This window comes from Arthrobacter sp. Soil736 (genome assembly GCF_001428005.1).
Classification (GTDB): Bacteria; Actinomycetota; Actinomycetes; order Actinomycetales; family Micrococcaceae; genus Arthrobacter.
Genome location: NZ_LMSB01000023.1, coordinates 259190 through 284510 on the forward strand (window position 1 = coordinate 259190; position 25321 = coordinate 284510).

25 protein-coding genes are annotated in these 25321 nt (G+C 67.2%); 15 read left to right on the top strand and 10 right to left on the bottom strand.

Annotated elements, in window-relative coordinates:
* The first annotated feature begins 21 nt into the window (after positions 1-21).
* Entirely contained in the window at positions 22-606 is a 585-nt protein-coding gene (locus ASG92_RS14535; protein ID WP_056629677.1) for a DivIVA domain-containing protein, read from the top strand.
* Positions 607-655: 49 nt separating this feature from the next.
* Here the strand turns inward: ASG92_RS14535 and ASG92_RS14540 are convergent, their stop codons facing one another.
* From ASG92_RS14540 to ASG92_RS14555, 4 genes are all read right to left on the bottom strand, one after another.
* A complete protein-coding gene (locus ASG92_RS14540; RefSeq protein WP_056629520.1) occupies positions 656-2122 on the bottom strand; it encodes a cation acetate symporter in 1467 nt (488 codons plus the stop codon).
* A gap of 4 nt (positions 2123-2126) precedes the next feature.
* Positions 2127-2480, bottom strand: a complete 354-nt coding sequence (locus ASG92_RS14545) for a hypothetical protein (RefSeq protein WP_056629522.1) — start codon at positions 2478-2480, stop codon at positions 2127-2129.
* A complete protein-coding gene (locus tag ASG92_RS14550; RefSeq protein WP_056629524.1) occupies positions 2477-3199 on the bottom strand; it encodes a LytTR family DNA-binding domain-containing protein in 723 nt (240 codons plus the stop codon). Before ASG92_RS14550 ends, ASG92_RS14545 begins: the two co-directional genes overlap by 4 nt.
* Positions 3200-3260: 61 nt before the next feature.
* Complete coding sequence (locus ASG92_RS14555) at positions 3261-4457, bottom strand: histidine kinase (RefSeq protein ID WP_056629680.1); 1197 nt, start codon at positions 4455-4457, stop codon at positions 3261-3263.
* A gap of 165 nt (positions 4458-4622) precedes the next feature.
* On the opposite strand from ASG92_RS14555, the gene ASG92_RS14560 reads away from it, so the two are divergent.
* The gene (locus tag ASG92_RS14560; RefSeq protein ID WP_056629526.1) at positions 4623-5003 is read left to right on the top strand and encodes a DUF485 domain-containing protein; all 381 of its coding nucleotides are present in this window, start codon (positions 4623-4625) and stop codon (positions 5001-5003) included.
* Positions 5000-6616, top strand: coding sequence for a sodium/solute symporter (locus tag ASG92_RS14565; protein ID WP_056629528.1), 1617 nt, complete (start codon positions 5000-5002; stop codon positions 6614-6616). The genes ASG92_RS14560 and ASG92_RS14565 overlap by 4 nt, the downstream gene beginning before the upstream one ends.
* Before the next feature lie 133 nt (positions 6617-6749).
* Here ASG92_RS14565 and ASG92_RS14570 read toward each other — a convergent pair whose 3' ends face one another.
* The 4 genes from ASG92_RS14570 to ASG92_RS14585 all read right to left on the bottom strand — a co-directional run bounded on the left by ASG92_RS14570 (position 6750) and on the right by ASG92_RS14585 (position 9104).
* Positions 6750-7394: a hypothetical protein gene (locus ASG92_RS14570; RefSeq protein ID WP_056629530.1), complete on the bottom strand. Its 645-nt coding sequence runs from the start codon at positions 7392-7394 to the stop codon at positions 6750-6752.
* 21 nt (positions 7395-7415) lie between these two features.
* Positions 7416-7820, bottom strand: a complete 405-nt coding sequence (locus ASG92_RS14575) for a DUF4383 domain-containing protein (protein WP_056629532.1) — start codon at positions 7818-7820, stop codon at positions 7416-7418.
* A gap of 114 nt (positions 7821-7934) precedes the next feature.
* Entirely contained in the window at positions 7935-8477 is a 543-nt protein-coding gene (locus ASG92_RS14580) for a hypothetical protein (RefSeq protein ID WP_240987139.1), read from the bottom strand.
* 153 nt (positions 8478-8630) lie between these two features.
* On the bottom strand, positions 8631-9104 hold the full coding sequence (locus ASG92_RS14585; protein WP_056629535.1) for an Lrp/AsnC family transcriptional regulator: 474 nt from the start codon (positions 9102-9104) through the stop codon (positions 8631-8633).
* Positions 9105-9299: 195 nt separating this feature from the next.
* Here ASG92_RS14585 and pdhA point away from each other — a divergent pair, with 195 nt between their 5' ends.
* Genes pdhA through ASG92_RS14600 form a run of 3 tightly spaced genes read left to right on the top strand, consistent with a single transcriptional unit; the run spans position 9300 to position 12870 of the window.
* Complete coding sequence (gene pdhA, locus ASG92_RS14590) at positions 9300-10478, top strand: pyruvate dehydrogenase (acetyl-transferring) E1 component subunit alpha (protein ID WP_056629537.1); 1179 nt, start codon at positions 9300-9302, stop codon at positions 10476-10478.
* On the top strand, positions 10478-11488 hold the full coding sequence (locus ASG92_RS14595) for an alpha-ketoacid dehydrogenase subunit beta (protein ID WP_056629539.1): 1011 nt from the start codon (positions 10478-10480) through the stop codon (positions 11486-11488). Before pdhA ends, ASG92_RS14595 begins: the two co-directional genes overlap by 1 nt.
* A gap of 8 nt (positions 11489-11496) precedes the next feature.
* On the top strand, positions 11497-12870 hold the full coding sequence (locus ASG92_RS14600) for a dihydrolipoamide acetyltransferase family protein (protein WP_082579514.1): 1374 nt from the start codon (positions 11497-11499) through the stop codon (positions 12868-12870).
* Between the two features lie 61 nt (positions 12871-12931).
* Here the strand turns inward: ASG92_RS14600 and ASG92_RS14605 are convergent, their stop codons facing one another.
* Positions 12932-13582, bottom strand: a complete 651-nt coding sequence (locus ASG92_RS14605) for a TetR/AcrR family transcriptional regulator (protein ID WP_056629682.1) — start codon at positions 13580-13582, stop codon at positions 12932-12934.
* Between the two features lie 200 nt (positions 13583-13782).
* Here ASG92_RS14605 and ASG92_RS14610 point away from each other — a divergent pair, with 200 nt between their 5' ends.
* From ASG92_RS14610 to ASG92_RS14640, 7 genes are read left to right on the top strand one after another with little or no spacing between them, the layout of a single operon-like run.
* Positions 13783-15390: a carboxyl transferase domain-containing protein gene (locus ASG92_RS14610; RefSeq protein WP_056629543.1), complete on the top strand. Its 1608-nt coding sequence runs from the start codon at positions 13783-13785 to the stop codon at positions 15388-15390.
* 7 nt (positions 15391-15397) lie between these two features.
* Positions 15398-17599, top strand: a complete 2202-nt coding sequence (locus ASG92_RS14615) for a biotin carboxylase N-terminal domain-containing protein (protein ID WP_056629545.1) — start codon at positions 15398-15400, stop codon at positions 17597-17599.
* A gap of 2 nt (positions 17600-17601) precedes the next feature.
* Positions 17602-18765, top strand: a complete 1164-nt coding sequence (locus tag ASG92_RS14620; protein WP_056629547.1) for an acyl-CoA dehydrogenase family protein — start codon at positions 17602-17604, stop codon at positions 18763-18765.
* 20 nt (positions 18766-18785) lie between these two features.
* Positions 18786-19577: a CoA transferase subunit A gene (locus ASG92_RS14625; protein WP_056629549.1), complete on the top strand. Its 792-nt coding sequence runs from the start codon at positions 18786-18788 to the stop codon at positions 19575-19577.
* A gap of 2 nt (positions 19578-19579) precedes the next feature.
* Positions 19580-20320 carry a CoA transferase subunit B gene (locus ASG92_RS14630; RefSeq protein WP_056629550.1) on the top strand — a complete coding sequence of 247 codons (741 nt, stop codon included), beginning with the start codon at positions 19580-19582 and terminating at the stop codon, positions 20318-20320.
* Positions 20317-20868 carry a MaoC family dehydratase gene (locus tag ASG92_RS14635; protein WP_200951974.1) on the top strand — a complete coding sequence of 184 codons (552 nt, stop codon included), beginning with the start codon at positions 20317-20319 and terminating at the stop codon, positions 20866-20868. The genes ASG92_RS14630 and ASG92_RS14635 overlap by 4 nt, the downstream gene beginning before the upstream one ends.
* A 15-nt stretch (positions 20869-20883) precedes the next feature.
* Positions 20884-21714 carry a CoA ester lyase gene (locus tag ASG92_RS14640; RefSeq protein ID WP_056629552.1) on the top strand — a complete coding sequence of 277 codons (831 nt, stop codon included), beginning with the start codon at positions 20884-20886 and terminating at the stop codon, positions 21712-21714.
* 29 nt (positions 21715-21743) lie between these two features.
* Here ASG92_RS14640 and ASG92_RS14645 read toward each other — a convergent pair whose 3' ends face one another.
* Positions 21744-23195, bottom strand: coding sequence for a lipase maturation factor family protein (locus ASG92_RS14645; RefSeq protein WP_056629554.1), 1452 nt, complete (start codon positions 23193-23195; stop codon positions 21744-21746).
* A gap of 98 nt (positions 23196-23293) precedes the next feature.
* Between ASG92_RS14645 and ASG92_RS14650 the strand changes: the two genes are divergently transcribed.
* Together ASG92_RS14650 and dxr are read left to right on the top strand one after the other, a co-directional pair.
* Positions 23294-24037 carry a sulfite exporter TauE/SafE family protein gene (locus ASG92_RS14650; RefSeq protein ID WP_056629556.1) on the top strand — a complete coding sequence of 248 codons (744 nt, stop codon included), beginning with the start codon at positions 23294-23296 and terminating at the stop codon, positions 24035-24037.
* A 54-nt stretch (positions 24038-24091) separates the two neighbouring features.
* Positions 24092-25321 carry a 1-deoxy-D-xylulose-5-phosphate reductoisomerase gene (dxr, locus tag ASG92_RS14655; RefSeq protein ID WP_056629558.1) on the top strand — a complete coding sequence of 410 codons (1230 nt, stop codon included), beginning with the start codon at positions 24092-24094 and terminating at the stop codon, positions 25319-25321.

Genomic DNA, 25321 nt, shown 5'->3' on the forward strand with positions numbered 1-25321 from the left:
AAAAGCATTGAAGGAAACATGGTGAGAGTGGACAGCAAGCGGCAGATCCCCGCGTCTTTCGAGCGCGTGTCACGGACCGATTACGGCTACAACGCCAAGCAGGTAGACCAGTTCCTGCAGCGGGCCCGTGTGTCCCTGGAGACGCCGGCGGCGGCCGTCCACCCCATCAGGAGCGCTGACGTCCGGTCGGTGTCCTTCGACCCCGTCAAGGGCGGATACTCCGCCACGGCCGTTGACGCGGCCCTCGACCGGCTCGAAGACGCCTTCGCCCGCCGTGAACGCGACGAACTCATCGCGGAGCGGGGGGAGGAAGCCTGGCTTCGGCAGATCGGGCAGCTTTCCGGAACGCTTCGGGGCCGCCTGCACCGGCCCGACGGCGAGAGGTTCCGCCGCCCGGTCAAGAAGAAGGCACGGAGCTACAACACCAGGGACGTGGACAGGCTCTGCAAGGACCTGATCGGCTACCTCGAGGAGGACAAGCCGCTTAGCGTCGACAACGTCCGGCGGGCCGTCTTCCGCCAGGCCGTCGGCAAGGACGGCTACGAGGAAACCCAGGTGGACGCTTTCCTGGACCGCGTCGTCGAACTGATGGCCGCCATCGACTGAACGGCGTCACGGGAGGCGCCCGGCGTCACCGGCCGCCGCTCGCAGCAGCTCAGCGTTCCGTGGCCAGCGGCCTTTCGGGCGTGTGCAGCCTGGTCATGACCTTGGTGATGGTCCGCGGCACGCGTGCACTGGTTGCCCGGGAGGTCAGGATCATGACGGCAAACGCGGCGGGCACCGTCCAGGCCGCCGGCTGGGCCAGCCAGAACGGCGTCCCGGCCGCCCCGAGCACCGTCCCGGCCACCATGGCCCCGCCGCACAGCGCGCCTCCCGTCACCATGCCCGCAATGGCGCCGGCATCGGTCAGGCCGCGCCACCAGATTCCCAGCAGCAGCACGGGGCAGATCGTGGAGGCCGTGAAGGCGAAGACCAGGCCCACGCTGCCGGCGAGGGCCAGCGAGTCCGTCGTGAACGCCAGGCCCAGCGGAACCACTGCTGAAACCAGCGCGGCAAGCCGGAAGCCGCGGACGCTGCCACCCAGCACATCCTGGCTGATCACGCCGGCCAGGGATACCACCAGCCCGGACGTCGTGGACAGGAATGCTGCGAAGGCTCCGGCCACCACGAGTGCGGAAAGCAGTTCGCCGGCCGGCCCGCCGATGAGGCGTCCCGGCAGCAGCAGCACCACGGCGTCGGCCTGCCCTGTGTGGGCGAGTTCCGGTGCAAAGACGCGCCCCAGCAGTCCGAAGGCCGTGGGGAACAGGTAGAACACGGACAGCAGGCCCAGCACAATCAGGGTGGTGCGCCGGGCGGAGTGCCCGTCCGGATTCGTGTAGAAGCGGACCAGGACATGCGGCAGGCCCAGGGTTCCGAACAACAGCGCCACCAAAAGCGAGATGTTTTGGTACGGGCCGGCCGGGGCCAGGCCCGTGGGGTTGGTGGCAGGGGCGGCCTGGCCGGGGAAGTCGTTTCCACCCAGGACAAGGACTATGAAGATGATGGGGACGGCCAGCGCGGTGAGTTTGAGCCAGTACTGGAATGCCTGCACAAAAGTGATTGAACGCATTCCGCCGGCAACCACCGTCAGGCACACCACCACAACCACCGCGGTGGACCCAACCCAGGGCGGCAGGCCTGTGGTGGTCCGGATCGTCAGGGCGGCGCCGTGCAGCTGGGGGACAATGTACAGCCAGCCCACGATGACCACTGCCAGGCTGGTCACCCGCCGCACGGCCTGGGAATCCAGCCGGGCCTCCGTGAAGTCCGGAATCGTGTAGGCCCCCGAGCGCCGGAGCGGGGCCGCCACAAACAGCAGGAGCATCAGGTAGCCGGCCGTGTACCCCGCGGGGTACCACAGGGCATCCGTGCCGGACAGCAGAATCAGGCCGGCCACGCCGAGGAAGCTCGCGGCAGACAGGTACTCGCCGCCGATCGCGGAGGCGTTCCACCAGGGCCGCACAGTGCGGGAAGCTACGTAGAAGTCTCCGGTGGTCCGGGAGATCCGGAGCCCGTAGAAACCGATCACCGCCGTGGCCACTGACACTGCGGCAATGGCGGCGATTCCCAGTGCCGGGCTCATCGGCTCACCACTTGTCCTCGGCGAGGTCCCGGTACCGGGCCTCGTTTCGCGTGGCGCTGCGGATGTACAGCCAGGCGCTGATCCCGGTCACGGGATAGATCCCGGCGCCGAGCAGGAGCCAGTCAAAGGGGATCCCCGCAATCCGGGTTTCCGCCAGCCCGGGGATGGCACCGAGCAGCAAGGGAAACGCGCCGAGGATCAACAGGAACCCGCCGGCCACCACCAGGGCAAGCCGGAGCTGGGATCGGATCAGGGACCGGACAAACACCTGTCCCATTGCCGATTCCTCGGCGGCCTCCCGGGGCTCGGTTGCCGGCCTGGCCGCCGAGCGGGGCGCCGTCACCCTGACGCGCGTCATGCCTGCGGCCGGATCCGGGTCGCCTCGAGCTTCTCCCGGACGGCGGGCAGGAGACGGCGGCTGATCGGCAGCTCGGCATCCTCCACGGTGACGCTGGGACGGACCGCGGCGAGCTTCAGGTGCGTGACGTGCGAGAGGGCAATGAGATAGGAGCGGTGCGTGCGGATGAAGCCTGCGTCCGCCCATTGCTGTTCAAGATCCGCCAGCGGAACGCGGATCAGGTAGCTGGCATCGGCTGTGTGCAGCCGCGCATAGTCTCCCTGCGCCTGCACGTAGGTGACGTCGTCGCGCCGGATCATTTTGGTGGTGCCGCCCTGGTCCACGGTGATCATCTCCGGTGCGGCGCCGCCGCCGTCGCGGATCAGCTCGCTGATCCGGCCCACCGAGCGGGCCAGCCGCTCCGCCCGGACGGGCTTCAGCAGGTAGTCCACCGCCGCCAGCTCGAATGCCTCGAGGGCGCAGTCCTCGTCAGCGGTGACAAATACGACGGCGGGCGGCCGGCTGCTGCGGGAAATGACCCTCGCGATGTCGAGGCCGGACACCGCCGGCATGTGGATGTCGAGGAAGACGGCGTCCACGGATTCGGTTTCCAGAGCCCGCAGCGCCTCAGCACCGGAGGACGCGCGAAGAATGGTGCCGATCCTCTCATCCCTGCCCAACAGGAAGGCGAGTTCTTCGATGGCGGGCAGCTCGTCGTCGGCGACGAGTACATTAATCATGGTTCTAGGTTATCTTCCGGCCAGGCCCGCCGTTCTCAGGCCCCGTTCTCAGGCGCCGTGCTCAGGCGTTGTGACCAGGCTGGGACTTGGGGACCCGCATCGTGATCAGCGTCCCCTCGCCGGGGGCCGTCTCGATCACCAGGCCATGATCGTCGCCGTACACCTGGCGAAGACGTGCGTCGACGTTCCGCAGCCCAACGTGTTCACCGTCCATGTGCCCGGCCAGCATGGACTGAAGCTGTACCGGATCCATCCCCACGCCGTCGTCCTCTATGGTGACCTCCGCGAAAGCGCCGGAATCGTTGGCGGAGATGGTGATGTGGCCCGGCCCGTCCTTCGCCTCCAGGCCGTGCCGGACGGCATTTTCCACGAGCGGCTGCAGGCTCAGGAACGGTATCACCGTGCTCAACACCTCCGGCGCGATCCGCAGGCTCACCTGCACCCGGTCACCGAAACGGGCCCGTTCCAGCAGGAGGTACCGGTCGATGCACCGCAGCTCCTCGGCGAGCGTGGTGAAATCCCCGTGCCGCCGGAACGAGTAGCGGGTGAAGTCCGCAAACTCCACCACCAGTTCGCGGGCGCGGGCCGGATCCGTGTTGATGAACGAGGCAATGGCGTTGAGCGAGTTGTAGATGAAGTGCGGGCTTATCTGTGCCCGCAGGGCACGCACCTCCGCTTCCATCAGGAGGGTCCTGGACGCGTCCAGCTCGGCCAGCTCCACCTGGGCGGCCACCCAGTCGGCCACTTCGGTGGTGGCACGCACCAGGCCGGCGCCGGCCGAGGGGGCAAAAGCCGCAACAACCCCCACCACGCGGGCGCCTGCCCGGATGGGCGCGATGACGGCGGCTGCAACGGAACCGGACTTCCGGGCCGGCAGCTGCAGATCGGCGGCATTGAACACCTGGGTCCTCCCGCCGGACAGCACGTCGGCGGCGAGCTCCATGAGCCGGGGCCGGAGTTCTTCGGCGGGCCCGTCCCACGCCAGAACACCGGACACATCGGTGATGGCCAAGGCGTCGCAGCCCAGCAGCGTCCGGAGCTGCCGGCTGGCCTTCGCTGCACCGGCCGGGTTCAGTCCCGTCCGCAGGTGCCGGCCGGCCTTCGACGCCGCGTGAAGGGTGTTGTACGTGGCACGTTCGGCGTCGGTGCCCAGCTCGCGGAAGGAGCGGAGCACCTTGAGGCCAACCCCGACGACGACGGCAATCGCCAGGGCAATCACCGCAACGGCGGCTGCGGCATAGAGAGGGGATTCCGGCATGCTGCCCAGCGTAGCGCGTGCCGCTTGTCGCAGCATCGCGACCGCTAGGCGACCGAATTCCCGCAAGTACTGGAACCCCGCCGGGGATCGGCGCACAGTGATGAGAGTCACACTGGTGTGGAGCGTGCAGGCCGGTGTGGGAGACAGTCTCAATGAGGAGGAACGATGGGTAACAGTGCCCGAACTCCGGACGTCGCGGCGTCCGCGGACTTCGAGGAAGTCCAAGCCACCGAGCAGTTCAAGGAACTGCGCAAGCGCCACCGCAGCTTTGTTTTTCCCATGGCCGCGGCGTTCCTGCTGTGGTACTTCGCGTACGTCCTGCTGGCTGACTATGCGGTCGACTTCATGTCCGCCAAGGTGTGGGGCAACATCAACGTGGGGCTGATCATGGGCCTGCTCCAGTTCGTCACCACGTTTGCCATCACGGGCTGGTATGTCAGCTACTGCAACAGGAAGCTGGACCCCATCGCAGCGGAAATCCGCCACGGTATTGAAGGACACGAATTCGACAAAGCGGGCAACCGCGTGGGTGGGGATACTCAATGATCAGCATCCCGGCAGCGGTTGACGTCGCCGCGCTCAAGGACACAACCCTCCTGAACATGGGGATCTTCGGCCTGTTCGTCGCGGTCACCATGGTGATCGTCCTGCGGGCGAGCCGGAACAACAAGACCGCGGCTGACTACTACGCCGCCGGCCGTTCCTTCACCGGATCGCAGAACGGAACGGCCATCGCAGGCGACTACCTGTCCGCGGCCTCGTTCCTGGGGATCACGGGCGCCATCGCCATTAACGGCTATGACGGCTTCATGTACTCCATCGGCTTCCTGGTCGCGTGGCTCGTGGCGCTCCTGCTGGTGGCGGAACTGCTCCGCAACACCGGCAAGTTCACCATGGCCGATGTCCTCTCCTTCCGCCTCAAACAGCGCCCGGTGCGTATCGCGGCCGCCATCTCCACTCTGGCCGTCTGCTTCTTCTACCTCCTCGCCCAGATGGCCGGCGCGGGCAGCCTGATCTCCCTGCTGCTGGGCATCAGCGACTGGGGCGGCCAGGCCCTCGTGATCATCGTCGTGGGCGCCCTCATGATCATGTACGTCCTCATCGGCGGCATGAAAGGAACCACGTGGGTGCAGATCATCAAGGCAATGCTGCTCATCGCGGGTGCTGCCGTCATGACCTTCTGGGTCCTGGCGATCTACGGCTTCAACCTCTCCGACCTGCTGGGCGGCGCGGTGGAAACCGCGAAGAACCCGGCAGTGCTGAACCCGGGCCTGCAGTACGGCAAGACCGAAACTTCCAAGCTGGACTTCATGTCCCTGGGTCTTGCCCTGGTCCTCGGCACGGCCGCCCTGCCGCACGTGCTGATGCGCTTCTACACTGTGCCCACGGCCAAGGAGGCCCGGAAGTCGGTGGTGTGGTCCATCGGGCTGATCGGCCTGTTCTACCTCTTCACCCTGGTCCTGGGCTATGGCGCTGCCGCACTGGTAGGTGCCGACACCATCAAGGCAGCCCCGGGCGGGGTCAACTCCGCTGCTCCGCTGCTTGCCTTCTACCTGGGCGGACCGCTGCTCCTGGGATTCATCTCTGCGGTGGCCTTCGCCACCATCCTCGCCGTGGTGGCCGGGCTGACCATCACTGCTGCGGCGTCCTTCGCCCATGACATCTATGCCAGCGTCATTGCCAAGGGAAAGGCCGACGCCGACACCGAGGTCAAGGTGGCGCGACGCACAGTGGTGGTCATCGGAATCATGGCGATCCTCGGCGGCATCTTCGCCAACGGGCAGAACGTGGCCTTCCTGGTGGCGCTCGCGTTTGCCGTAGCGGCCTCCGCCAACTTGCCGACCATCATCTACTCGCTGTTCTGGCGCCGGTTCACCACCCAGGGCGCGGTTTGGAGCATGTACGGCGGCCTCGCATCGGCGATTATCCTGATCGTGTTGTCCCCGGTGGTCTCCGGAGCCAAGACGTCCATGCTTCCGGGCGCCAACTTCGCCATCTTCCCGCTCAGCAACCCGGGCATCGTGTCCATCCCGCTGGCATTCCTTCTGGGCTGGCTCGGCACAGTCCTGGACAAGAAGAGGGAGGACACCGTCAAGCAGGCCGAGATGGAGGTCCGTTCACTGACCGGCGTCGGCGCCGAGAAGGCCGTTGACCACTGACCCTGTGACACGCGTTCTCTGTGGCCTACCCACCGGTGACGCTGTGGCATACGCTCCGGGCCGCTGACCGGCCAGCAACACAGAAGCCCCCGCGCGACGCGCGGAGGGCTTCTGTGTGTTTGGCTGCATGCTTTCAGGGACCGTGGTGTCCTGTCGCGTCGCCGGAATGGCTGCCGTGCGGGACGGCGAACTGTCCGGCCGTGGATGCCGCGAGTCCGGGCGTCGCGATGGCCGCGACGGCCAGGGCGCCGGCGAAGGCGGCGGCGAGGAGCCGTGCCGTGCCGGTTCCGCCGGGGGCGGGGCGGCCGCCGTCGTCCTCAGCGCCGCCGTCGCCATCACCGCTGGGCTGCCGGCCGAGCCAGGCTTTGGCGGCGATGATCACGAGGGTCAGCAGCAGGGCGGCGAGGTGGCTGAGGCTGAGGCCAGCCCTGTCGCCGCTTGCGCCCGTGACGATGGCCAGCACGTGGACGCCTGCGGCTGCCCGGAGCGCGGCGGCGGACGTGCGGGGCAACGGAAAGTTGCCGTTCCGCAGTGCCGCCACCGTCCAGGCGAGCAGGGTCGCCCCCCACAAGGCGGCAGCCAAGGCAAGGGAGGTCAGCCACGGGCGGCCGGTCCCGGCCGCGGCGAACAGGCTGGAGGAAACGGCGAGGTTGACGGAAGCGGCGCCGAAACCTGCGAAACCTGCGAACAGCCGCACAGTTGTCTTCCCGGGCGCCTCCGGCGGCGGAGCCTCCGCCGCCGGTGCCTGGCTTTTCATGGCCGCTGCCTGGCGTTGCATGGTCGCTGACTCTGCTGCCCGCTAGGCGTGAGCGGTAGCGGGGGACTTGTCCATGGACAGGCCGACGCCCAGCAGCAGAACGGCGCTGGCAAGGTGCAGCACGTTGTCCGCACCGTTGAGGGCAATGATGTTCAGCGGCGAGCTGAGGAGGAACAGGCCGAGGATGCCCACCAGGAGGTACACGGCACCCACGCCGGCATTGACGGTGCGGGCCAGCTGGACGTTCTTCAGGCCCGCATAGAGCAGGGCGGCGCCGATGGCGAGGTGGATCACGTTGTGCAGCGGGTTGACTTCGAAGATGATCAGGTTCGCGCCTTCGGTGGAGAAGAAGCTGATTCCCGCTGTCACGGCGAATCCGACGAGTCCCACGAGCAGATAGACAGCTCCGAAGACGGTGGCGATAAGGCGGTTCGGTGAGTTGCGCATGGCCGAATCCTTCCGGTTGGGCCGGGGTTCCTGCCCCGGCCGGACTGCGGAGCCCCGGGCGGGGCTCTCGGAAGCAATTCGGACCGCCGGGGCCCGTGGATGGGTGGGCGGCGGTCAGCCCTTCGGCTTGAGCCTGATGTTGACCATCTTCAGCTCGTCCTTGCCGGTGAAGCGGTAGACGAGTTCGATGTCCTTGCCCTCGCATTTGATGACCCCGGTCACGTCAGCGATGTTGGTTCCGCTTTCGGAGCTGACCTTGAGGTCGTCGTACGCCGTGGTGCAGGTCGGGTCAAGCTTGAGGCTCTCGACGCCGGAGGCAAAATCCTCCTTTGTCAGCTGCTCTTTGAGCGCCGGGTCCATGAAGTCGTTGTAGGCCTTGTCCGTCTCCCCGGCGATAACCAGCCTGGTGAAGTCGTCCGCAAGGTCAGAGGCTTTACGCGTGGCTCCGCCCACGAGATTCAGGATCAGCAGCACTCCGACGACCACCAGCAGCAGGACGCCTCCAACAATCCCCACGACAATACAGAGGCCCTTGCGGCTCCTGGCCGGAGGCTGGCCCGGCAGCCCGAACGGGGCGGGAGGGAGCGGCTGGCGGCTGCGGGACTGCTGGCCATATGGTTGCTGGCCGGGCTGATACGGGTCCTGAGGGTTGCTCAAGTGGAGCCTTTCCGGCAACCGACACACACCGGCGCGCCTGGGTACTGGGGCCACTGTGGGCGCCCGGTCATTTCACGAGTCATTTCACGTGGAATCACGTGGCAATATCCTATAGCGGTCGCTGAGCGGGCAGCGGCGGGCGGAAATCCGGCGTCATTCGGCTGCGGAACCACGGTCCAGGAGGGGCTGGATCCGGAACGGAATCAGTTCGCCCATGGCCAGGGCTGTATCCGTCCTGTCCACGCCGTCGCACGCGAGGATCTTTCCGTTGATCCGGAAGAGGTCTTCGGCGTCCAGTGCCACCACGCGGAGCAGAAGGTCCGCCGAGCCCGTCAGGCCATAGCCCTCCAGGATCTCGGGAACGCTCGCCAGCTCTTCGGCGAGCTGGCCCAGTTTCTGCTGTTGGACGTGCACCGAGATGAAGGCCATCAGGGGGTAGCCCAGTGACACCGGGTTGATGCGGCGTTCGAAGGAGAGGAAGACGTGTTTCTTCTCGAGTTGGGCCATCCGCGCCTGGACCGTGTTCCGTGACAGTCCCAGCTTTTGGGCCAGTGCCACCACCGTCCTGCGCGGATCGCGGGCCATGGCTGAAAGCAGGCGGGTGTCAGTGCCATCCAGAGGTTGCATAATGCGCAAGATTAGCACGGTATGCGAGGTCCAAACAGTGCATAATGCTCAAGATTTTTATTGGTAGTTGTACCCGATGAGCATTGTGAGTATGGTCACAATTATCCGGGGCAACGGCGCCCGGGCGGCTGGCGCGCCGCGGGATCACGAGTCCTGCGAGTTCCGGTCAGACGACGTCAGAAGGTGCGTACAACTGTGTTTACCGACGACGCGGGCAAAGGCGGCATTGCCGCCGGGGGCCCCGGAAACAGTGAGAATTCAGCGAGGCGGACGGGCGGCGATCTCGTCCAGCTCATCACTCCGGCGGGTGAGCGCATCAGCCATCCGGAGTTTGATCCCTGGCTCCAGGACGTCAGCGACGAGCAGCTTTGCTCGCTCTACGAGGACATGGTGGTCATCCGCCGTATCGATGCTGAAGCCACCGCCCTCCAGCGGCAGGGCGAGCTGGCACTCTGGCCGCCCCTGCTGGGCCAGGAAGCGGCGCAGATCGGCTCGGCACGAACGCTGCGTGAAGACGACTTTGTTTTCCCCAGCTACCGCGACAACGGTGTCGCCTACTGCCGGGGAGTGAAACCCGAGGACCTTGTCCGAGCCTGGCGGGGCAACGCCTCCGCCGGCTGGAACCCGTTCACTGTCAACGTCGCCACGCAGCAGATCATCATCGGTTCGCAGAGCCTGCACGCCACGGGCTATGCCATGGGCATCCAGAACGACGGCGCCGACTGCGTCGCCGTGGCCTACTTCGGCGACGGCGCCACGAGCGAGGGCGACGTCAACGAAGCCATGGTCTTCGCCGCGAGCTTCCAGGCCCCGGTGGTCTTCATCTGCCAGAACAACCACTGGGCCATCTCGGAGCCCGTCCGGCTGCAGTCCCACATCCACCTTGCGGACCGCGCCTCAGGCTTCGGCATCCCCAGCATGAGGGTCGATGGCAACGATGTCCTCGCCGTCATGGCGGCCACCCGCATTGCCCTGGACCGCGCCCGGCACGGCGGCGGGCCCACCTTTATCGAGGCCGTGACCTACCGGATGGGCCCGCACACGACGGCGGATGACCCCACCCGCTACCGGGATGCCAACGAGCTCGAAGACTGGGCCGCCAAGGACCCGATCAGCAGGATGAAGTCGCTGCTGGACCGCAAGGGACTGCTGACCGCGGACCTTGAGGCCGCCGTCGCCGCGAAAGCCGACGCCGTGGCCAAGGAACTCCGGGCCGGCACCATCAACATGCCCGAGCCGCAGCCGCTGGATATCTTCAAGCACGTTTACAGCACGCCTAACTCCTGGCTGGACCGCCAGCAGGACCATTACTCCCGCTACCTGGCTTCCTTCGGCGATCCCGCAGAAGCCGCTTCTGAAGAAGGTGCACGCTGATGACGCAGATGACCTTTGCCCGAGCCATCAATTCGGGCCTGCGCAAGTCCCTCGAAAACGATCCCAAGGTGATCCTGATGGGGGAGGACATCGGCGCCCTCGGCGGTGTCTTCCGTGTTACCGACGGTCTGCAGAAGGACTTTGGCAAGCACCGCGTTGTGGACACCCCGCTGGCCGAATCGGGCATCATGGGCACCGCCGTCGGCCTGGCGTACCGCGGCTACCGTCCGGTGGTGGAGATCCAGTTCGACGGCTTCATCTACCCGGCGTTCGACCAGATCGTCAGCCAGGTCGCCAAGACGCACTACCGCACCCAGGGCGCCGTCAAAATGCCGATCACCGTCCGCGTCCCGTTCGGCGGCGGAATCGGTTCACCCGAGCACCACTCCGAGTCTCCGGAGGCCTACTTCACGCACACCTCCGGCCTGCGGGTGGTCAGCCCCTCCAGCCCGCAGGACGCGTACACCATGATCCAGCAGGCCATCTCCTGCGATGACCCCGTGCTGTACTTCGAACCTAAACGCCGCTACCACGACAAAGGCGACGTCGATGAGACCCTGGACCCGGGCAGCGCGCTGCCCCTGGAAAAGGCCCGCGTCATCACGGACGGGCGGGATGTCACGCTGGTGGCGTACGGTCCGTTGGTCAAGACCGCCCGGGACGCCGCCATTGCCGCAGCGGATGAGGGAATTTCCATCGAAGTCATTGATCTTCGCTCCCTCGCACCGGTGGACTATGCGGCGGTGGAGGCCTCGGTCCGCAAGACCGGCAGGCTTGTCATCACCCACGAGGCGGGGCAGTCAGGAGGCTTGGGCGCCGAGGTCGCCGCCAGTATCACCGAGCGCTGCTTCTACTACCTGGAGGCTGCTCCTGTGCGCGTCACGGGTTTCGACGTGCCGTATCCGTATTCCAAGCTGGAGATGCACCACCTTCCGAGCCTGGACAGGATCCTCGACGGCGTTGACCGGGCGCTTGGCCGGCCGAACTCGCTGAGCGGGCTGGAAGGATGATCGCCACCATGATCAAGGAATTCCGGCTGCCCGATCTCGGCGAAGGCCTCACCGAATCCGAAATCGTCAGCTGGAAGGTGAATGTTGGCGATACCGTGAGCCTCAACCAGATCATTGCCGAAGTGGAAACGGCGAAGGCCGTCGTGGAGCTGCCCTCCCCGTTTGCCGGCGTGGTCACTGCCCTGCACGAGCAGCCGGGCACGGTGGTGGAGGTGGGCAAGCCGATCGTCTCCTTCGAAGTGGAGGGCGACGCCGGCGCGCAGACCGCCGCCGGCGGTGCGGCTGAGTCGCCCGCCGCCAAGCGGGAACCGAACCTCGTGGGGTATGGCGCCGTCGTCGAAGCAACCGGTCGGCCTGCCCGCCGGCCGCGCGCATTCGCCGCCGCGCCACCGGTTGAGCGTGTCGAAACGAAGCAAGCCGAACCGCTGGTTGAGCTTGTCGAAACCGCGCCCGCCGAACCACTGACCGGCGAGCGCCCCCGCTCCACTCCGCCTGTGCGGAAGCTGGCGAAGGACCTTGGTGTGGACCTGGAGCTTGTCACCGGCAGCGGCCCCGGCGGGCTGATTACCCGCGATGATGTGCGGAACTTCGTGGGCGGCGGCGAGCTTCCGGCTGCGGCCCAGGAGCTGGCGGGCGAAGCCGGTCAGGCGCAGGGTCAAGTTCCGTCCGCACGGCCGGGTGAACGCGAAGTGCGCACGCCCATCAAGGGGGTACGCAAGTTCACGGCGGCGGCCATGGTCTCCAGCGCGTTCACCGCGCCGCACGTCACGGAGTTCCTGACCGTGGACGTCACTCCGGCCATGGAGCTGCTGGCCAGGCTGAAGGCGAGCAAGGCCTTTGCCGGGCTGAAGCTGACGCCGCTGACCCTCGTGGCCAAGGCTGCCCTGATCGCCCTGCGACGCAATCCGACCCTCAATTCCAAGTGGGATGAAGCCAACCAGGAGATCGTGCAGTTCAACTACGTGAACCTGGGGATTGCGGCGGCCACCCCGCGCGGCCTGACGGTTCCCAACATCAAGGACGCGGACCGGATGACGCTGGCCGAGCTGTCCACGGCGCTGACCGGGCTGACAGAGACGGCCAGGGCTGGCAAGACCAGCCCGGCGGAGCTTTCCGGCGGCACCATCTCCATCACCAACATCGGTGTTTTCGGGATCGACGCCGGCACGCCCATCCTCAATCCGGGCGAGGCCGCCATCCTGGCCATGGGCGCGGTGCGGAAGATGCCATGGGAGTACCAGGACCAGGTCGCGCTGCGGCAGGTCATGACCCTGAGCCTGTCCTTCGATCACCGGTTGGTGGACGGCGAACAGGGGTCCCGGTTCCTGGCGGACATCGGAGCCCTCCTGGCCGACCCGGGCATGGCGCTCGCGATGGTCTAGCGTCTGCTGGTTGAGCCTGTCGAAGCCCGATTTCGGCGGGCTCAATCAGCGGCGGGCCGGCTCAGTCGGCGTCGGTCTCGGGAGCGCCGGGCGCCGTCAGGGCTGCCAGTGCCATGTTCTCCAGCAGCGGCCTTGCCGACTTGATGGCCATCCTCCGGCCGTGGCTGCGGACCGAGTGCGGCGTGGAGTTGATCAGTCCGAAGGTTGCATGGGCGCGCATCCGGAGGTCGGCCGTGTCCGTTGCGTCGTGGATCCCCGCCAGAACGTCCACCCAGAGCTCCACATAGCTGCGCTGCAGTGCCCGGACATGAGCCTGGTCCTCGTCGGTGAGGTTGCTGAAGTCCCTGTCCTGGACCCGGATCACGTCCGGATTGCTGAGCGCAAAGTCAACGTGGAACTGAACCAGCCGGCCCAGCGCTGCGAGGGGGTCGGCGGCGTCGGCAACAACGCGCCGGCCGCCGTCGAGCAGGTCCTGGCTGACCGTCAGGAGCAGGGCACCCAGCACTGCCTGCTTCCCGGGGAAATGGCGGTACACGGCAGGGCCGCTCACCCCCGCGGCGGCACCAAGGTCCTCAAGGGAGACGCGGTTGAAGCCGTTGGCGGCGAAGAGGGAGGCGGCCGCGGACAGCAGGGCCTGCCTGCGCGTCTCCTTGGCCCGGCTGCGCTGCGTCGCACGGTTGGGCGCGGCACCCTGGTCCGGCGGGGCGGGCAGGGCGGCGTCGCTGCTTTCCGCAAGCTGGCCATGCTCCGTGATCTGCACATTTCCTCCTCGAAACTGCAAACTCTAGCAACTCATCCATGTGTTGGACATCACAGTTAATAGAGACTAACCTAAATCTCAGTTACACGGCACTAACCGAAAGTGGCCGGGCCCGGCGGGGATTCGGGCCGGCCAAGGAATGGAAGCGGTCAATGGAGACACTCGCCAGCAAGCTGGACGCCACCAGCGAGGCCTTTACGGCCAACAGCCTCGCTCAGGAGGCGCTCGCAGGCGAACTGCGGAAGCGGCTCGCCACGGCGGCCCTGGGCGGGCCGGAGAAATCCCGCGAGCGCCACGTGGCACGGGGCAAGCTCCTTCCGAGGGAGCGGATCAACCAGCTCCTGGACGACGGCAGCCCCTTCCTTGAGATTGCCCCGCTGGCAGCCAACGGCATGTATAACGACGATTCGCCGGGCGCCGGCGTGATCGCGGGCATCGGGCTGGTCCACGGGCGCCAGGTCCTGGTCATCTCCAACGACGCCACCGTCAAGGGCGGCACCTACTATCCCATGACCGTGAAGAAGCACCTGCGGGCCCAGGAGATCGCGCTGGAAAACCGGCTGCCGTGCATCTACCTCGTGGATTCCGGCGGAGCCTTCCTCCCCAAGCAGGACGAGGTCTTCCCGGACAAGGAGCACTTCGGGCGGATCTTCTACAACCAGGCCAAGATGTCCGCGGCCAAGATTCCCCAGATTGCCTCCGTCATGGGCTCCTGCACCGCCGGCGGCGCCTACGTCCCGGCCATGAGCGACGAAACGGTCATCGTCCGCAACCAGGGAACGATCTTCCTGGGCGGGCCGCCGCTGGTGAAGGCCGCAATCGGCGAGATCGTCACGGCCGAGGAACTCGGCGGGGGAGACGTCCACTCCAGGATCTCCGGCGTCACGGACCACCTGGCGGAAAACGACGAACACGCCCTGCAGATCGTCCGGGACATCGTCTCCACCCTGCGCCGGCCCGCGGCGCCCGCCTGGGCCGTGGACACCGCCGTCGAGCCGGTAGTGGACCCCGCGGAGCTCTACGGCGCCGTCCCCACCGACGTCAACGCGCAGTATGACGTCCGCGAGGTCATCGCCCGCCTCGTTGACGGCAGCCGGTTCCACGAATTCAAGAAGAACTACGGCACCACCCTGGTGACAGGCTTCGCGAAGCTGCACGGGCATCCCGTGGGCATCGTGGCCAACAACGGCGTGCTCTTCAGCGAGTCCTCGCTCAAGGGTGCCCACTTCATCGAGCTCTGCGACCAGCGGGGCATCCCGCTGGTCTTCCTGCAGAACCTCTCCGGCTTCATGGTGGGCAAGGACTACGAACAGGGCGGCATCGCCAAGAACGGCGCCAAGATGGTGACCGCCGTCGCCACCGCCCGCGTGCCGAAACTGACCGTCGTGATCGGTGGATCCTTCGGTGCCGGAAACTATTCGATGTGCGGCAGGGCCTATTCCCCGCGGTTCCTGTGGATGTGGCCCGCGAGCCGCATCTCCGTGATGGGCGGCAACCAGGCCTCGAGCGTGCTGGCCACGGTGAAGCGCGACCAGTACGAGGCTGCGGGGCAGGAGTGGTCCGCAGCGGACGAGGAAGCCTTCAAGGCTCCCATCAGGCAGCAGTACGAGGATCAGGGGAGCCCCTACTATTCCACCGCCCGCATCTGGGACGACGGCGTCATCGATCCCGCGGACACCCGCACTGTCCTGGGGCTGGCGCTCGACGTCGTCTCCCGAAGCCCGCTGCCGGAGACCTCCTTCGGCCTCTTCCGGATGTGAGCCGGCCATGACCAATGCAACTGAGACCAATCCGGCCAATACCAATCTGTTCCACACGGTCCTCGTGGCCAACCGCGGCGAGATCGCCTGCCGGGTGATCAGGACGCTGCACGCCATGGGCATCCGTTCGGTTGCCGTCTACAGCGACGCCGACGCCGACGCCCGCCACGTGCGGGAGGCGGACCTCGCCGTGCGGATCGGTCCCGCCGCCGCGGCCGAAAGCTACCTGAAGATCGAGGCGATCATCAGGGCCTGCAAGGACACCGGCGCCCAGGCGGTGCACCCCGGCTACGGCTTCCTGAGCGAGAACGTCGAATTCGCCCGTGCCCTGGAGGCCGCCGGCATCGCCTTCATCGGCCCCGGCGTCGAATCCCTGGAGGTCATGGGAGACAAAATCCGCTCCAAGAACCACGTGGCCGGATACGGCGTCCCGGTGGTCCCGGGCATCGCCGAACCGGGGCTGACGGACGGCGACCTGATCGCCGCCGCCGCGGGCGTGGGGTACCCCCTGCTCATCAAGCCGTCCGCGGGCGGCGGCGGCAAGGGCATGCACGTGGTGGAACGGCCGGAGGACCTGCCGGCAACGCTGGCCACCGCCCGGCGCGTCGCGGCCAGTGCCTTCGGCGACGACACCCTCTTCCTGGAACGACTGGTCATGGCCCCGCGGCACATCGAAGTGCAGGTGCTCGCCGACACGCACGGGAACGTCATCCACCTGGGGGAGCGCGAGTGCTCCCTGCAGCGCAGGCACCAGAAGGTGATCGAGGAAGCGCCGTCGCCGCTCCTGGAATCACTGGCCGACAGCGGAGCCACCCGGGCACGGATCGGCGAGGCGGCATGCCAGGCGGCCCGCAGCGTCCACTACACGGGCGCCGGCACCGTGGAGTTCCTCGTCTCGGACAATGCCCCGGACGAGTTCTTCTTCATGGAGATGAACACGCGCCTGCAGGTGGAGCATCCGGTCACTGAAATGGTCACCGGGGTGGACCTCGTGGAGTGGCAGGTGCGCATCGCCGCCGGTGAGGTGCTCACCGTGGCGCAGGACGACGTCGTGCTTAACGGCCACGCCGCAGAAGCGCGCGTCTACGCGGAGGTCCCCGAGCGGAACTTCCTGCCGTCCTCCGGTGAGGTGGTCCTGCTCGACGAACGGGGCACCACCTTTACGGCCCTGGCCGACCTGGATTCCTTCGCCCCTGCCTCCGCGGACCCGCACATCCGCATCGACTCCTCGCTGCAGCCCGGCCTGGAAATTTCCAGCGACTACGATCCCATGCTCTCCAAGGTCATCGCGTGGGGTCCGGACCGCAAGGCGGCGCTCGACAAGCTTGACACGGCGCTGGAGCGGTACACCGTCCTGGGGGTCGGAACCAACGTGGAATACCTGCGGCTCCTGATCAACGACGACGACGTCCGCGCCGGCCGCCTCGACACGACCCTGATCGACCGCAAGATGCCGGACCTCACGTTCCGGAGCGCCGGCGACACCGAGTTCATCGCCGCGGCCCTCCCGTTCTGGGTCCTTCACGAGGCGCCGGCCGGCGTGGCGTCGCCCTGGAACACCGGCCGGGGCTGGCGGCTGGGCACTCCCGCACCCTGGCGGATGAGCTTCGGCCTTCCCGGCGGGGCCGTGGCCACCGTGGCCGTGACGTGGCTGAGCGACCAGGGCCTCGGCCACGCGCTGGTCCGCGTCAACGACGGACCGGACCACAAGGTCCTGGTCCTGGCTCTGGCCAGCCAGTCCATCGACTTTGACGTCGACGGGCAGGAACACACCTTCGCGCTGGGCTCCTACTGGGAGGACCACCCGCGGGAAGGGCGTCCGCAGCAGGTCTTCGTGGGGAACGGCGGATGGTCCTGCGGACTCGACGTCCTCACCAGGGAATCCCGCCTCGCTCGCGTGCTGGCCGCCATTGAGCGGGAAGAGGGTGTGGCCGATCCGGAAGTCCGCTCACCCATGCCCGGGACTGTCGTGTCAGTCTCCGTGCACAACGGCGACACCGTGGAAGCCGGGCAAGTGCTGCTCTCCGTGGAAGCGATGAAGATGGAGCACCAGCTCGTGGCCGAAGTGGCCGGAACCGTGCACATCAGCGCGAAGACCGGTGACCTGGTGAAAGCGGACCAGGTGCTCGCCACGATCCACGCCGAGCCGCCCGCCGGCTCTTCAGAATCCCCAATCCAAGATCCAACCAATGAACGTAAGGAAGCCTAGCTATGGCCGATTTTGAGCTCAGCGAGGAATACCAGGACCTCAGCAACACCGTCCGGGAATTTGCCGACGAGGTCGTCGCGCCCGTCTCGGCCAAGCACGACGAAGAGCACAGCTTCCCCTACGAGGTTGTCTCCCAGATGGCGGACATGGGCCTGTTCGGCTTGCCGTTCCCGGAAGAATCGGGCGGCATGGGCGGGGACTACTTCGCCCTGGCCCTCGCGCTGGAACAGCTCGGCAGGGTGGACCAGTCCGTGGCCATCACGCTGGAAGCGGGCGTTTCCCTGGGTGCCATGCCCGTCTTCCGCTTCGGCACCGAGGCCCAGAAGGAGGAATGGCTGCCGCTGCTTGCGTCCGGAAAGGCGCTCGCAGGCTTCGGGCTGACCGAACCAGAGGCGGGCTCGGACGCCGGCGGCACCAAGACCACCGCCAGGCTGGAAGACGGGCACTGGGTCATCAACGGCAACAAGGAATTCATCACCAACTCCGGGACGGACATCACCCGGCTGGTGACCGTGACCGCCGTGACCGGCCAGCGCGAACGCAAGGACGGCAGCGTCAAGAAGGAAATCTCCACCATCCTGGTGCCCACCGACACGCCCGGCTTCAAGGCCGAGAAGGCGTACAACAAGGTGGGCTGGAATGCCTCCGATACGCATCCCCTGACGCTGAAGGACGTCCGCGTTCCCGAGGCCAACCTCCTGGGTGAACGGGGACGGGGCTACGCCAACTTCCTGTCCATCCTTGACGAAGGCCGCATCGCCATCGCGGCGCTGGCCACCGGCGCGGCCCAGGGCTGCGTGGATCTTTCGGTCCGCTATGCCAAGGACCGGAGGGCCTTCGGCCACAACATCGGCAAGTACCAGGCCATCTCCTTCAAGATTGCCCGCATGCAGGCACGCGCCCACACCGCCCGGCTGGCCTACTACGATGCGGCCGCCAGGATGCTCGCCGGCAAGCCGTTCAAGACCCAGGCGGCCATCGCTAAGATGGTCGCAGGCGAGGCAGCCATGGACAACGCGCGGGACGCCACCCAGGTGTTCGGCGGCTATGGCTTCATCAACGAATTCACCGTGGCACGCCACTACCGGGACTCCAAGATCCTTGAAGTCGGTGAGGGCACCACGGAGGTCCAGCTGATGCTGATCGCCCGGGAACTCGGACTGTAGCCGGCCTGAAAGGATCAACGATGATTGACAAGGTTGTTGCCAGCGCTGCCGAAGCGGTCGCGGACATTCACGACGGCGCGTCGCTCGCCGTCGGGGGGTTCGGCCTGTGCGGGATCCCGGTGGCCCTCATTGACGCCCTGCACGACCGCGGCGCCAAGGACCTGGAAACCGTGAGCAACAATTGCGGCGTGGACGACTGGGGGCTCGGCATCCTGCTCAAGGACGGCCGGATCCGCCGCACCGTCAGCTCGTACGTCGGGGAGAACAAGGAGTTCGCCCGGCAGTACCTCTCCGGCGAGCTCGAAGTGGTCCTTACCCCGCAGGGCACGCTGGCGGAGAAGCTGCGCGCCGGCGGTGCCGGCATCCCGGCGTTCTACACGAAGGCGGGCGTGGGCACCCAGGTGTCTGACGGCGGACTGCCGCAGAAGTACGACGCCGACGGCAGCATCGCGATCGCCTCCGCTCCCAAGGAGGTGCGGAGCTTCGGCGGCGTGGACTACGTTCTCGAAGAGTCCCTGACGCCCGACTTCGGCCTGGTACACGCGTGGAAGGGCGACCGCCACGGCAACCTGGTCTTCCACGCCACGGCGATGAACTTCAACCCGCTCTGTGCCATGGCGGGCAAGGTCACCATCGCCGAGGTCGAGGAACTGGTGGAGCCGGGGGAGCTGGATCCCGAACACATCCACGTGCCCGGCATCTTCGTCCAGCGTGTCGTGCTCGCGCCCGAGATCGAGAAGCGCATCGAAAAGAGGACGGTCGCACTCTCGGCACAGTCCGCAGCCGGCACCACCGAACAGGCAGGAGCGTAGCCATGGAGTCGAACAGCTCGCAGGGGGCCCCGCCCCGCCCCGAAGCCGTCCGTCACGAGTACCGGCGTGCCGCCTCGTCCCATCCGGAGGGCAAGGGGTGGACGCGCAACGAGCTTGCGGCGCGTGTGGCCCAGGAACTCAGCAACGGCCAGTACGTCAACCTGGGCATCGGGATGCCCACGCTGATCCCGAACTACATCCCCGCCAGCGTGGAGGTGGTCCTGCATTCGGAGAACGGAATCCTGGGCGTCGGCCCCTACCCCGGCGAAGACGAAGTGGACCCGGACCTGATCAACGCCGGCAAGGAAACCGTCACGGTCAACAAGGGCGCGGCCTTCTTCGACTCGTCGCTGTCCTTCGGCATGATCCGGGGCGGCCATGTGGACGTGGCCGTGCTCGGCGCCATGGAGGTCGCCGCCAACGGGGACCTCGCCAACTGGATGATCCCGGGCAAGATGGTCAAGGGCATGGGCGGCGCCATGGACCTGGTCTTCGGTGCCAAGAAGGTGATCGTGATGATGGAGCACGTGGACCGGAACGGCCGGCCGAAGATCGTGGAGCGGTGCACGCTGCCGCTCACGGGCAAGGGCTGCGTGGACCGCATCATCACGGACCTCGCCGTGATCGACGTGACGCCGGACGGGCTGGTGCTGCGCGAGCTCGCGCCGAACGTCTCGATCGAGGACGTCGCCGCGGCCACCGGCGTCGAACTTCTCGAGGAAGACCAGGAACTGACCGTATGACGGCGAACCCTGAACAGAGCGCTGACGGGGTTTCGACAAGCTCAACCACCGGCAGCCCCCGCGTTGTTGAACAGCGCGGCCTGTACTTCGAGGAGCTCGAGGAAGGCGTGGTGTACGCGCACCGTCCGGGCCGGACGGTCACCGAGACCGACAACGTCCTCTTCACCACCATGACCATGAACACGCAGGGGCTGCACCTTGACGCGGCGTGGAGCGCGGGGCAGCCGTTCGGCCAGCGGCTGGTGAACTCCATGTTCACCCTGGCCACCGTCGTCGGGCAGTCCGTCACGCAGCTGACGCAGGGCACCATCATCGCGCAGCTGGGCCTGACCGATGTGTCCTTTCCCGCTCCGCTGTACCACGGCGACACCCTCTACACCGAGACCGTCATCACCGGCAAGCGGCTCTCCGGGTCGCGGCCCGGCCAGGGGGTCGTCACCATGAAGCACACCGGCCGCAACCAGGACGGTGCGGCGGTGGCCCTCGCGACGCGCAGCTGCCTGATGTGGACGCGGGAGGCGCATATGCAGGCGCAGACGGAAAAATAATCGGACAATAGCTGTATGACTTTCGTGATGGGCCCGGCCCTGCTCTTCTGCCCTGCTGACCGCCCCGAGCGTTTCCAGAAGGCCGCCGAGCGCTCGGACGCCGTGATCGTCGACCTCGAGGACGCGGTGGCGGCCCCGGACAAGAAACGGGCCCGGGGGGCCATCCTTGCCCAGCTCGGCAGCTCCGGCGAGGGGCCGGAGCTCGATCCCAGCCGGACCATCATCCGGATCAACCCGGCGGGCACGGAGGACTTCGAAATAGACCTGCACTGCCTGGCCCACACGCCCTACCGCACCGTGATGCTCGCCAAGACGGAAAGCGCCGAGCAGCTCCGGGCGCTGGACGGCTTCCACGTGATCGCGCTGTGCGAAACTGCGGCCGGCATCGTCAACGCGCCGGCCATCGCCGCCGCCCCGAACGTCGTGGCGCTCATGTGGGGCGCCGAGGACCTGCTCGCGTCCCTTGGCGGGACGTCCAGCCGCAAGGACGACGGCGGCTACCGCGCCGTGGCGCTGCACGCCCGCTCCTCGGTGCTCCTGGCTGCGGGCGCCTTCGGCAAGGAGGCGGTGGACGCCGTCTACGTCAACATCCCCGACCTTGACGGGCTGGGTGAGGAAGCAAGGGACGCCGTGGCGTCCGGCTTCAGTTCGAAAGCCTGCATCCATCCCAGCCAGGTGGCTGCCGTCCGTGCCGCCTATGCGCCGTCGGTGGATGAGGTGGCTGCGGCCAGGGAACTCCTGGAGGCCGCCCGCGCCGCCGGGACAGGCGTGTTCCAGTTCCACGGCAGGATGATTGACGGCCCCATCCTCAAGCACGCCGAAGCGACGCTCCGCAAGGCCCGCTAGCGCCGCCTTTTCCTCACACGACTGCCCGGTCAGCCCCCGCGCCGGAGGGAAAGGGGCGGGATGGCCTCATACAGCGGCGTCCGGATCCAGCGCTGGCCCGTTTCACGGAACTCGGCCCGGCTGGCGAAGCGGTACAGGTAGGTCCGGGCGCGCACCCAGCGGGGGCGCTCGCCGTCGAACGGATCCTCGCGCAGCAGGCGCAGTACCGTCCTGTCCGCCTTCAGCAGTTTTTCCAGGAACGCGTAGAACCACTCCTCGTGCACGGTGCGCAGGGGCAGGAACCACATCAGCCAGTCGAGCCGCAGGTGGTACGGGGCCCACTGGCGCGGCAGCCTGCGCACGTCCCCGGGCTTGCCCTTGAACTCGTACTCCCGCCAGTCCGCCGACTCGTCGGGATCGTCGTCCCTGGTGCCCTCCACGGCCACCTCGATCCGCTGCTTCGTGACCGTGCCAAACGCGCCGTACGTGTTGACGAGCTGCCAGCGGTTGAAGCTGGCGTTCATCAGCTGATGGTGTGAGAACAGGTTGCGGACCGGCCAGTAGCTGAGCACCAGGAGCAGCACCGTGACCGCGAGCGTGAGAATGAGCCACCACAGCGGCGTTTGCCCGCCGCCGGCCGCCTGCCAGTCCAGCGGAATGACCGGCAAAACTGCGTGGGCGACGGGATCGCTGACTGCGGCGAAGGCCAGCACAATCGCGATCCAGTTCAGCCACGCGAAATTGCCGCTGGCCACGAGCCACAGCTGCGTGAAGATGATGATGCCTGCTGCGGCACTTCCCACCGGCTGCGGAGCGAACAGGAAGAAGGGCACCACGAGCTGGGCGAAATGGTTGCCCAGCACCTCCAGCCGGTGAAAGGGCTTCGGCAGGAGATGCGCCTGCCGGCTCAGCGGACCCGGCATGGGCTGGGTCTCGTGGTGGTAATACAGGGCCGTAAGGTCCCGCCACTCCCGGCCGCCGCGGATCTTGATCATGCCCGCGCCGAACTCCAGCCGGAACACCAGCCACGCCACGAGGAGCAGGATGGTCCGGGGCGGATCTGTCTGGTCTGACCCCAGGAAAGCCACGGTGAAGCCCGCCTCGAGGATCAGCATCTCCCAGCCGAAGCCGTAAAACGTCTGCCCCACGTTGACGATCGACATGTACAGCAGCCACAGCGCCAGGAAAGCGATCATCGGCAGCCACGGGGGCCCCGTCTGCGGAAGTCCCGCAACCAGGACGGCGGAGATGGCAAGCCCCGTCCCGCAGACGGCGCGGAGCAGCCGGTCCGAGTAACGCCAGCGGAAGAGCGTGGGCCGCTGCAGCCTGCTGAACCCCTCCAGGTAGTCCGGGACGGGAAGGAGTCCGCGCTCGCCGAGCAGCGCAGGGAACTGGTTCAGGGTTGACAGGAACGCAACGAAATAGAGCGCGGCGACGCCGCGCTGCAATACCTGCCGGGCGAATTCGTAGTCCGGCGCGTCGAACCAGGAAGCCCAGTCCACGGTTCCACGTTACGCCTGCCGGTAAACCCGTCAAGGCAGCCCGGGGGAGGCCCCCGCGCCGGTGTGGGCTAAGTCCCGCGCGGCACTAGGATCGAACCATGTTTGCTCTGGTGCTCATCGTGGTTGTCGCGGGGGCGTTGGCGCAAAGACTGGCCGGACTGGGCTTCGGCCTCCTGGTGTCACCGGTCCTCGTGGTGCTCCTGGGGCCGTTCGACGGCGTGATGATCATCAACCTCTGCGGTGCGGCGTCATCGCTGCTGATCCTGTCGCGGGTCTGGCGGCACGTCGAGTGGCGGCGCTACTTCGGCCTTGCCGCTTCCGCGCTGACCGGGGTGGTGCCCGGCGCCTGGCTGGCCAGCCACGTCCCCGAGGCTCCGCTGGAGATCTGCATCGGAGTCCTGCTGATCCTGGGACTGATGGCTTCGCAGCGGCTGAACCGCAGCCCATGGCGGGCCAGCGGCCCGGCTCCGATGATGGCGCTGGGATTTTCCAGCGGGCTCATGAACGCGGCCGCCGGGGTCGGCGGTCCGGCCATCACGGCGTATGCCATCGTCACGCGCTGGGAGCAAAGAGGCTTCGGCGCCACCCTGCAGCCCTACTTCATCACCACGGGGCTGTCCTCGCTGCTGTGCAAATACCTGTTCTCCGGCGGCCACCTTCCGGCCCTGGAGGGTTGGCAGTGGCTGGGCATCCTTGCCGCCATGATCCTCGGAATCGTCGCCGGTGACCTGCTCTCGGGCAGGGTGCAGCCGGGCTTCGTCCGGAAGATCGTCGTCGTGATCGCGTACGCCGGCGCGGTATCCACCGTGTCCAAGGGCGTGCTGGAACTCACGGTGAGCTAGTCCGGATCCACCCCGCCCGTCCGGAGGCGGCCCGCGGTGCGGGATACTTAAGCCATGCAGACTTCGGGCTCCAGCCGTCCAGCCGGCCGTCCAGCGGCAGGCCAGCCGCGCAGAATCGTCCTCCTCGGATCCACCGGTTCCATCGGCACCCAGGCGATTGACGTCGTCGACGGCGCCCCGCACCTTTTCGAGGTAGTGGCGCTGAGCGCCGGCGGCGGCAACCCGGAACTCCTCGCGCGGCAGGCCGTGCACACGAAGGCCGCCGCGGTGGGCATGGCCCAGGGGGATCCCCGCCGTCTCCGGGACCTGATCGACGACGCCGCCCGGGCAGCCGGGCTGGCGGGGTACCGTCCGGAGATCATCACCGGCCCCGACGCCTCCACCCGAATCGCCGCCGTGGAAGCGGACGTGGTGCTCAACGGCATCACCGGATCCATCGGCCTGGCGCCGACGCTGGCGGCCCTGGAATCCGGGGCCACGCTGGCGCTGGCCAATAAGGAATCGCTGATCGTGGGCGGCACCCTCGTCAAGGCCGCTGCCGCTGAAGGGCAGATCGTGCCGGTGGATTCGGAGCATTCGGCCATTGCCCAGTGCCTGCGTTCAGGCTCCGCCTCCGAAGTGGACAGGCTCATCCTGACGGCGTCGGGCGGGCCGTTCCGCGGCCGGACCCGCGAGCAGTTGTCGGCCGTCACCCCGGCGGAAGCCCTCGCCCACCCCACCTGGGACATGGGCCTGATGGTCACCACCAACTCCGCCAGCCTGGTCAACAAGGGGCTCGAGGTGATCGAGGCCCACCTGCTCTTCGACATCCCGCTGGACAGGATCGACGTCGTGGTCCATCCGCAGTCCGTGGTCCATTCCATGGTCCAGTTTGTGGACGGCTCCATCATCGCCCAGGCCTCCCCGCCGGACATGCGGTTGCCCATCGCGCTCGGGCTGGGCTGGCCGGACCGCGTTCCGCAGGCGGCCACACCCTGCGACTGGACGCAGGCAACCAGCTGGACGTTCGAGCCGCTGGACGTCAGCGCTTTCCCGGCAGTCGGCCTTGCCAAGGATGCGGCGAAGCAGGGAAGCACCTACCCGGCCGTGTTCAATGCCGCCAACGAGGAGGCCGTGATGGCGTTCCATGCGGGCCGGATCCGGTTCACGGACATCGTGGACACTATCGAAGCCGTTCTCAGCGAACACCCGGGTTCCTCCGTGCTAACGGTCGAGTCCGTGCTGGATGCTGAAAAGTGGGCACGTGCACGCACGCACGAACGTTTAGCAGTGAGAAGTTTCTAG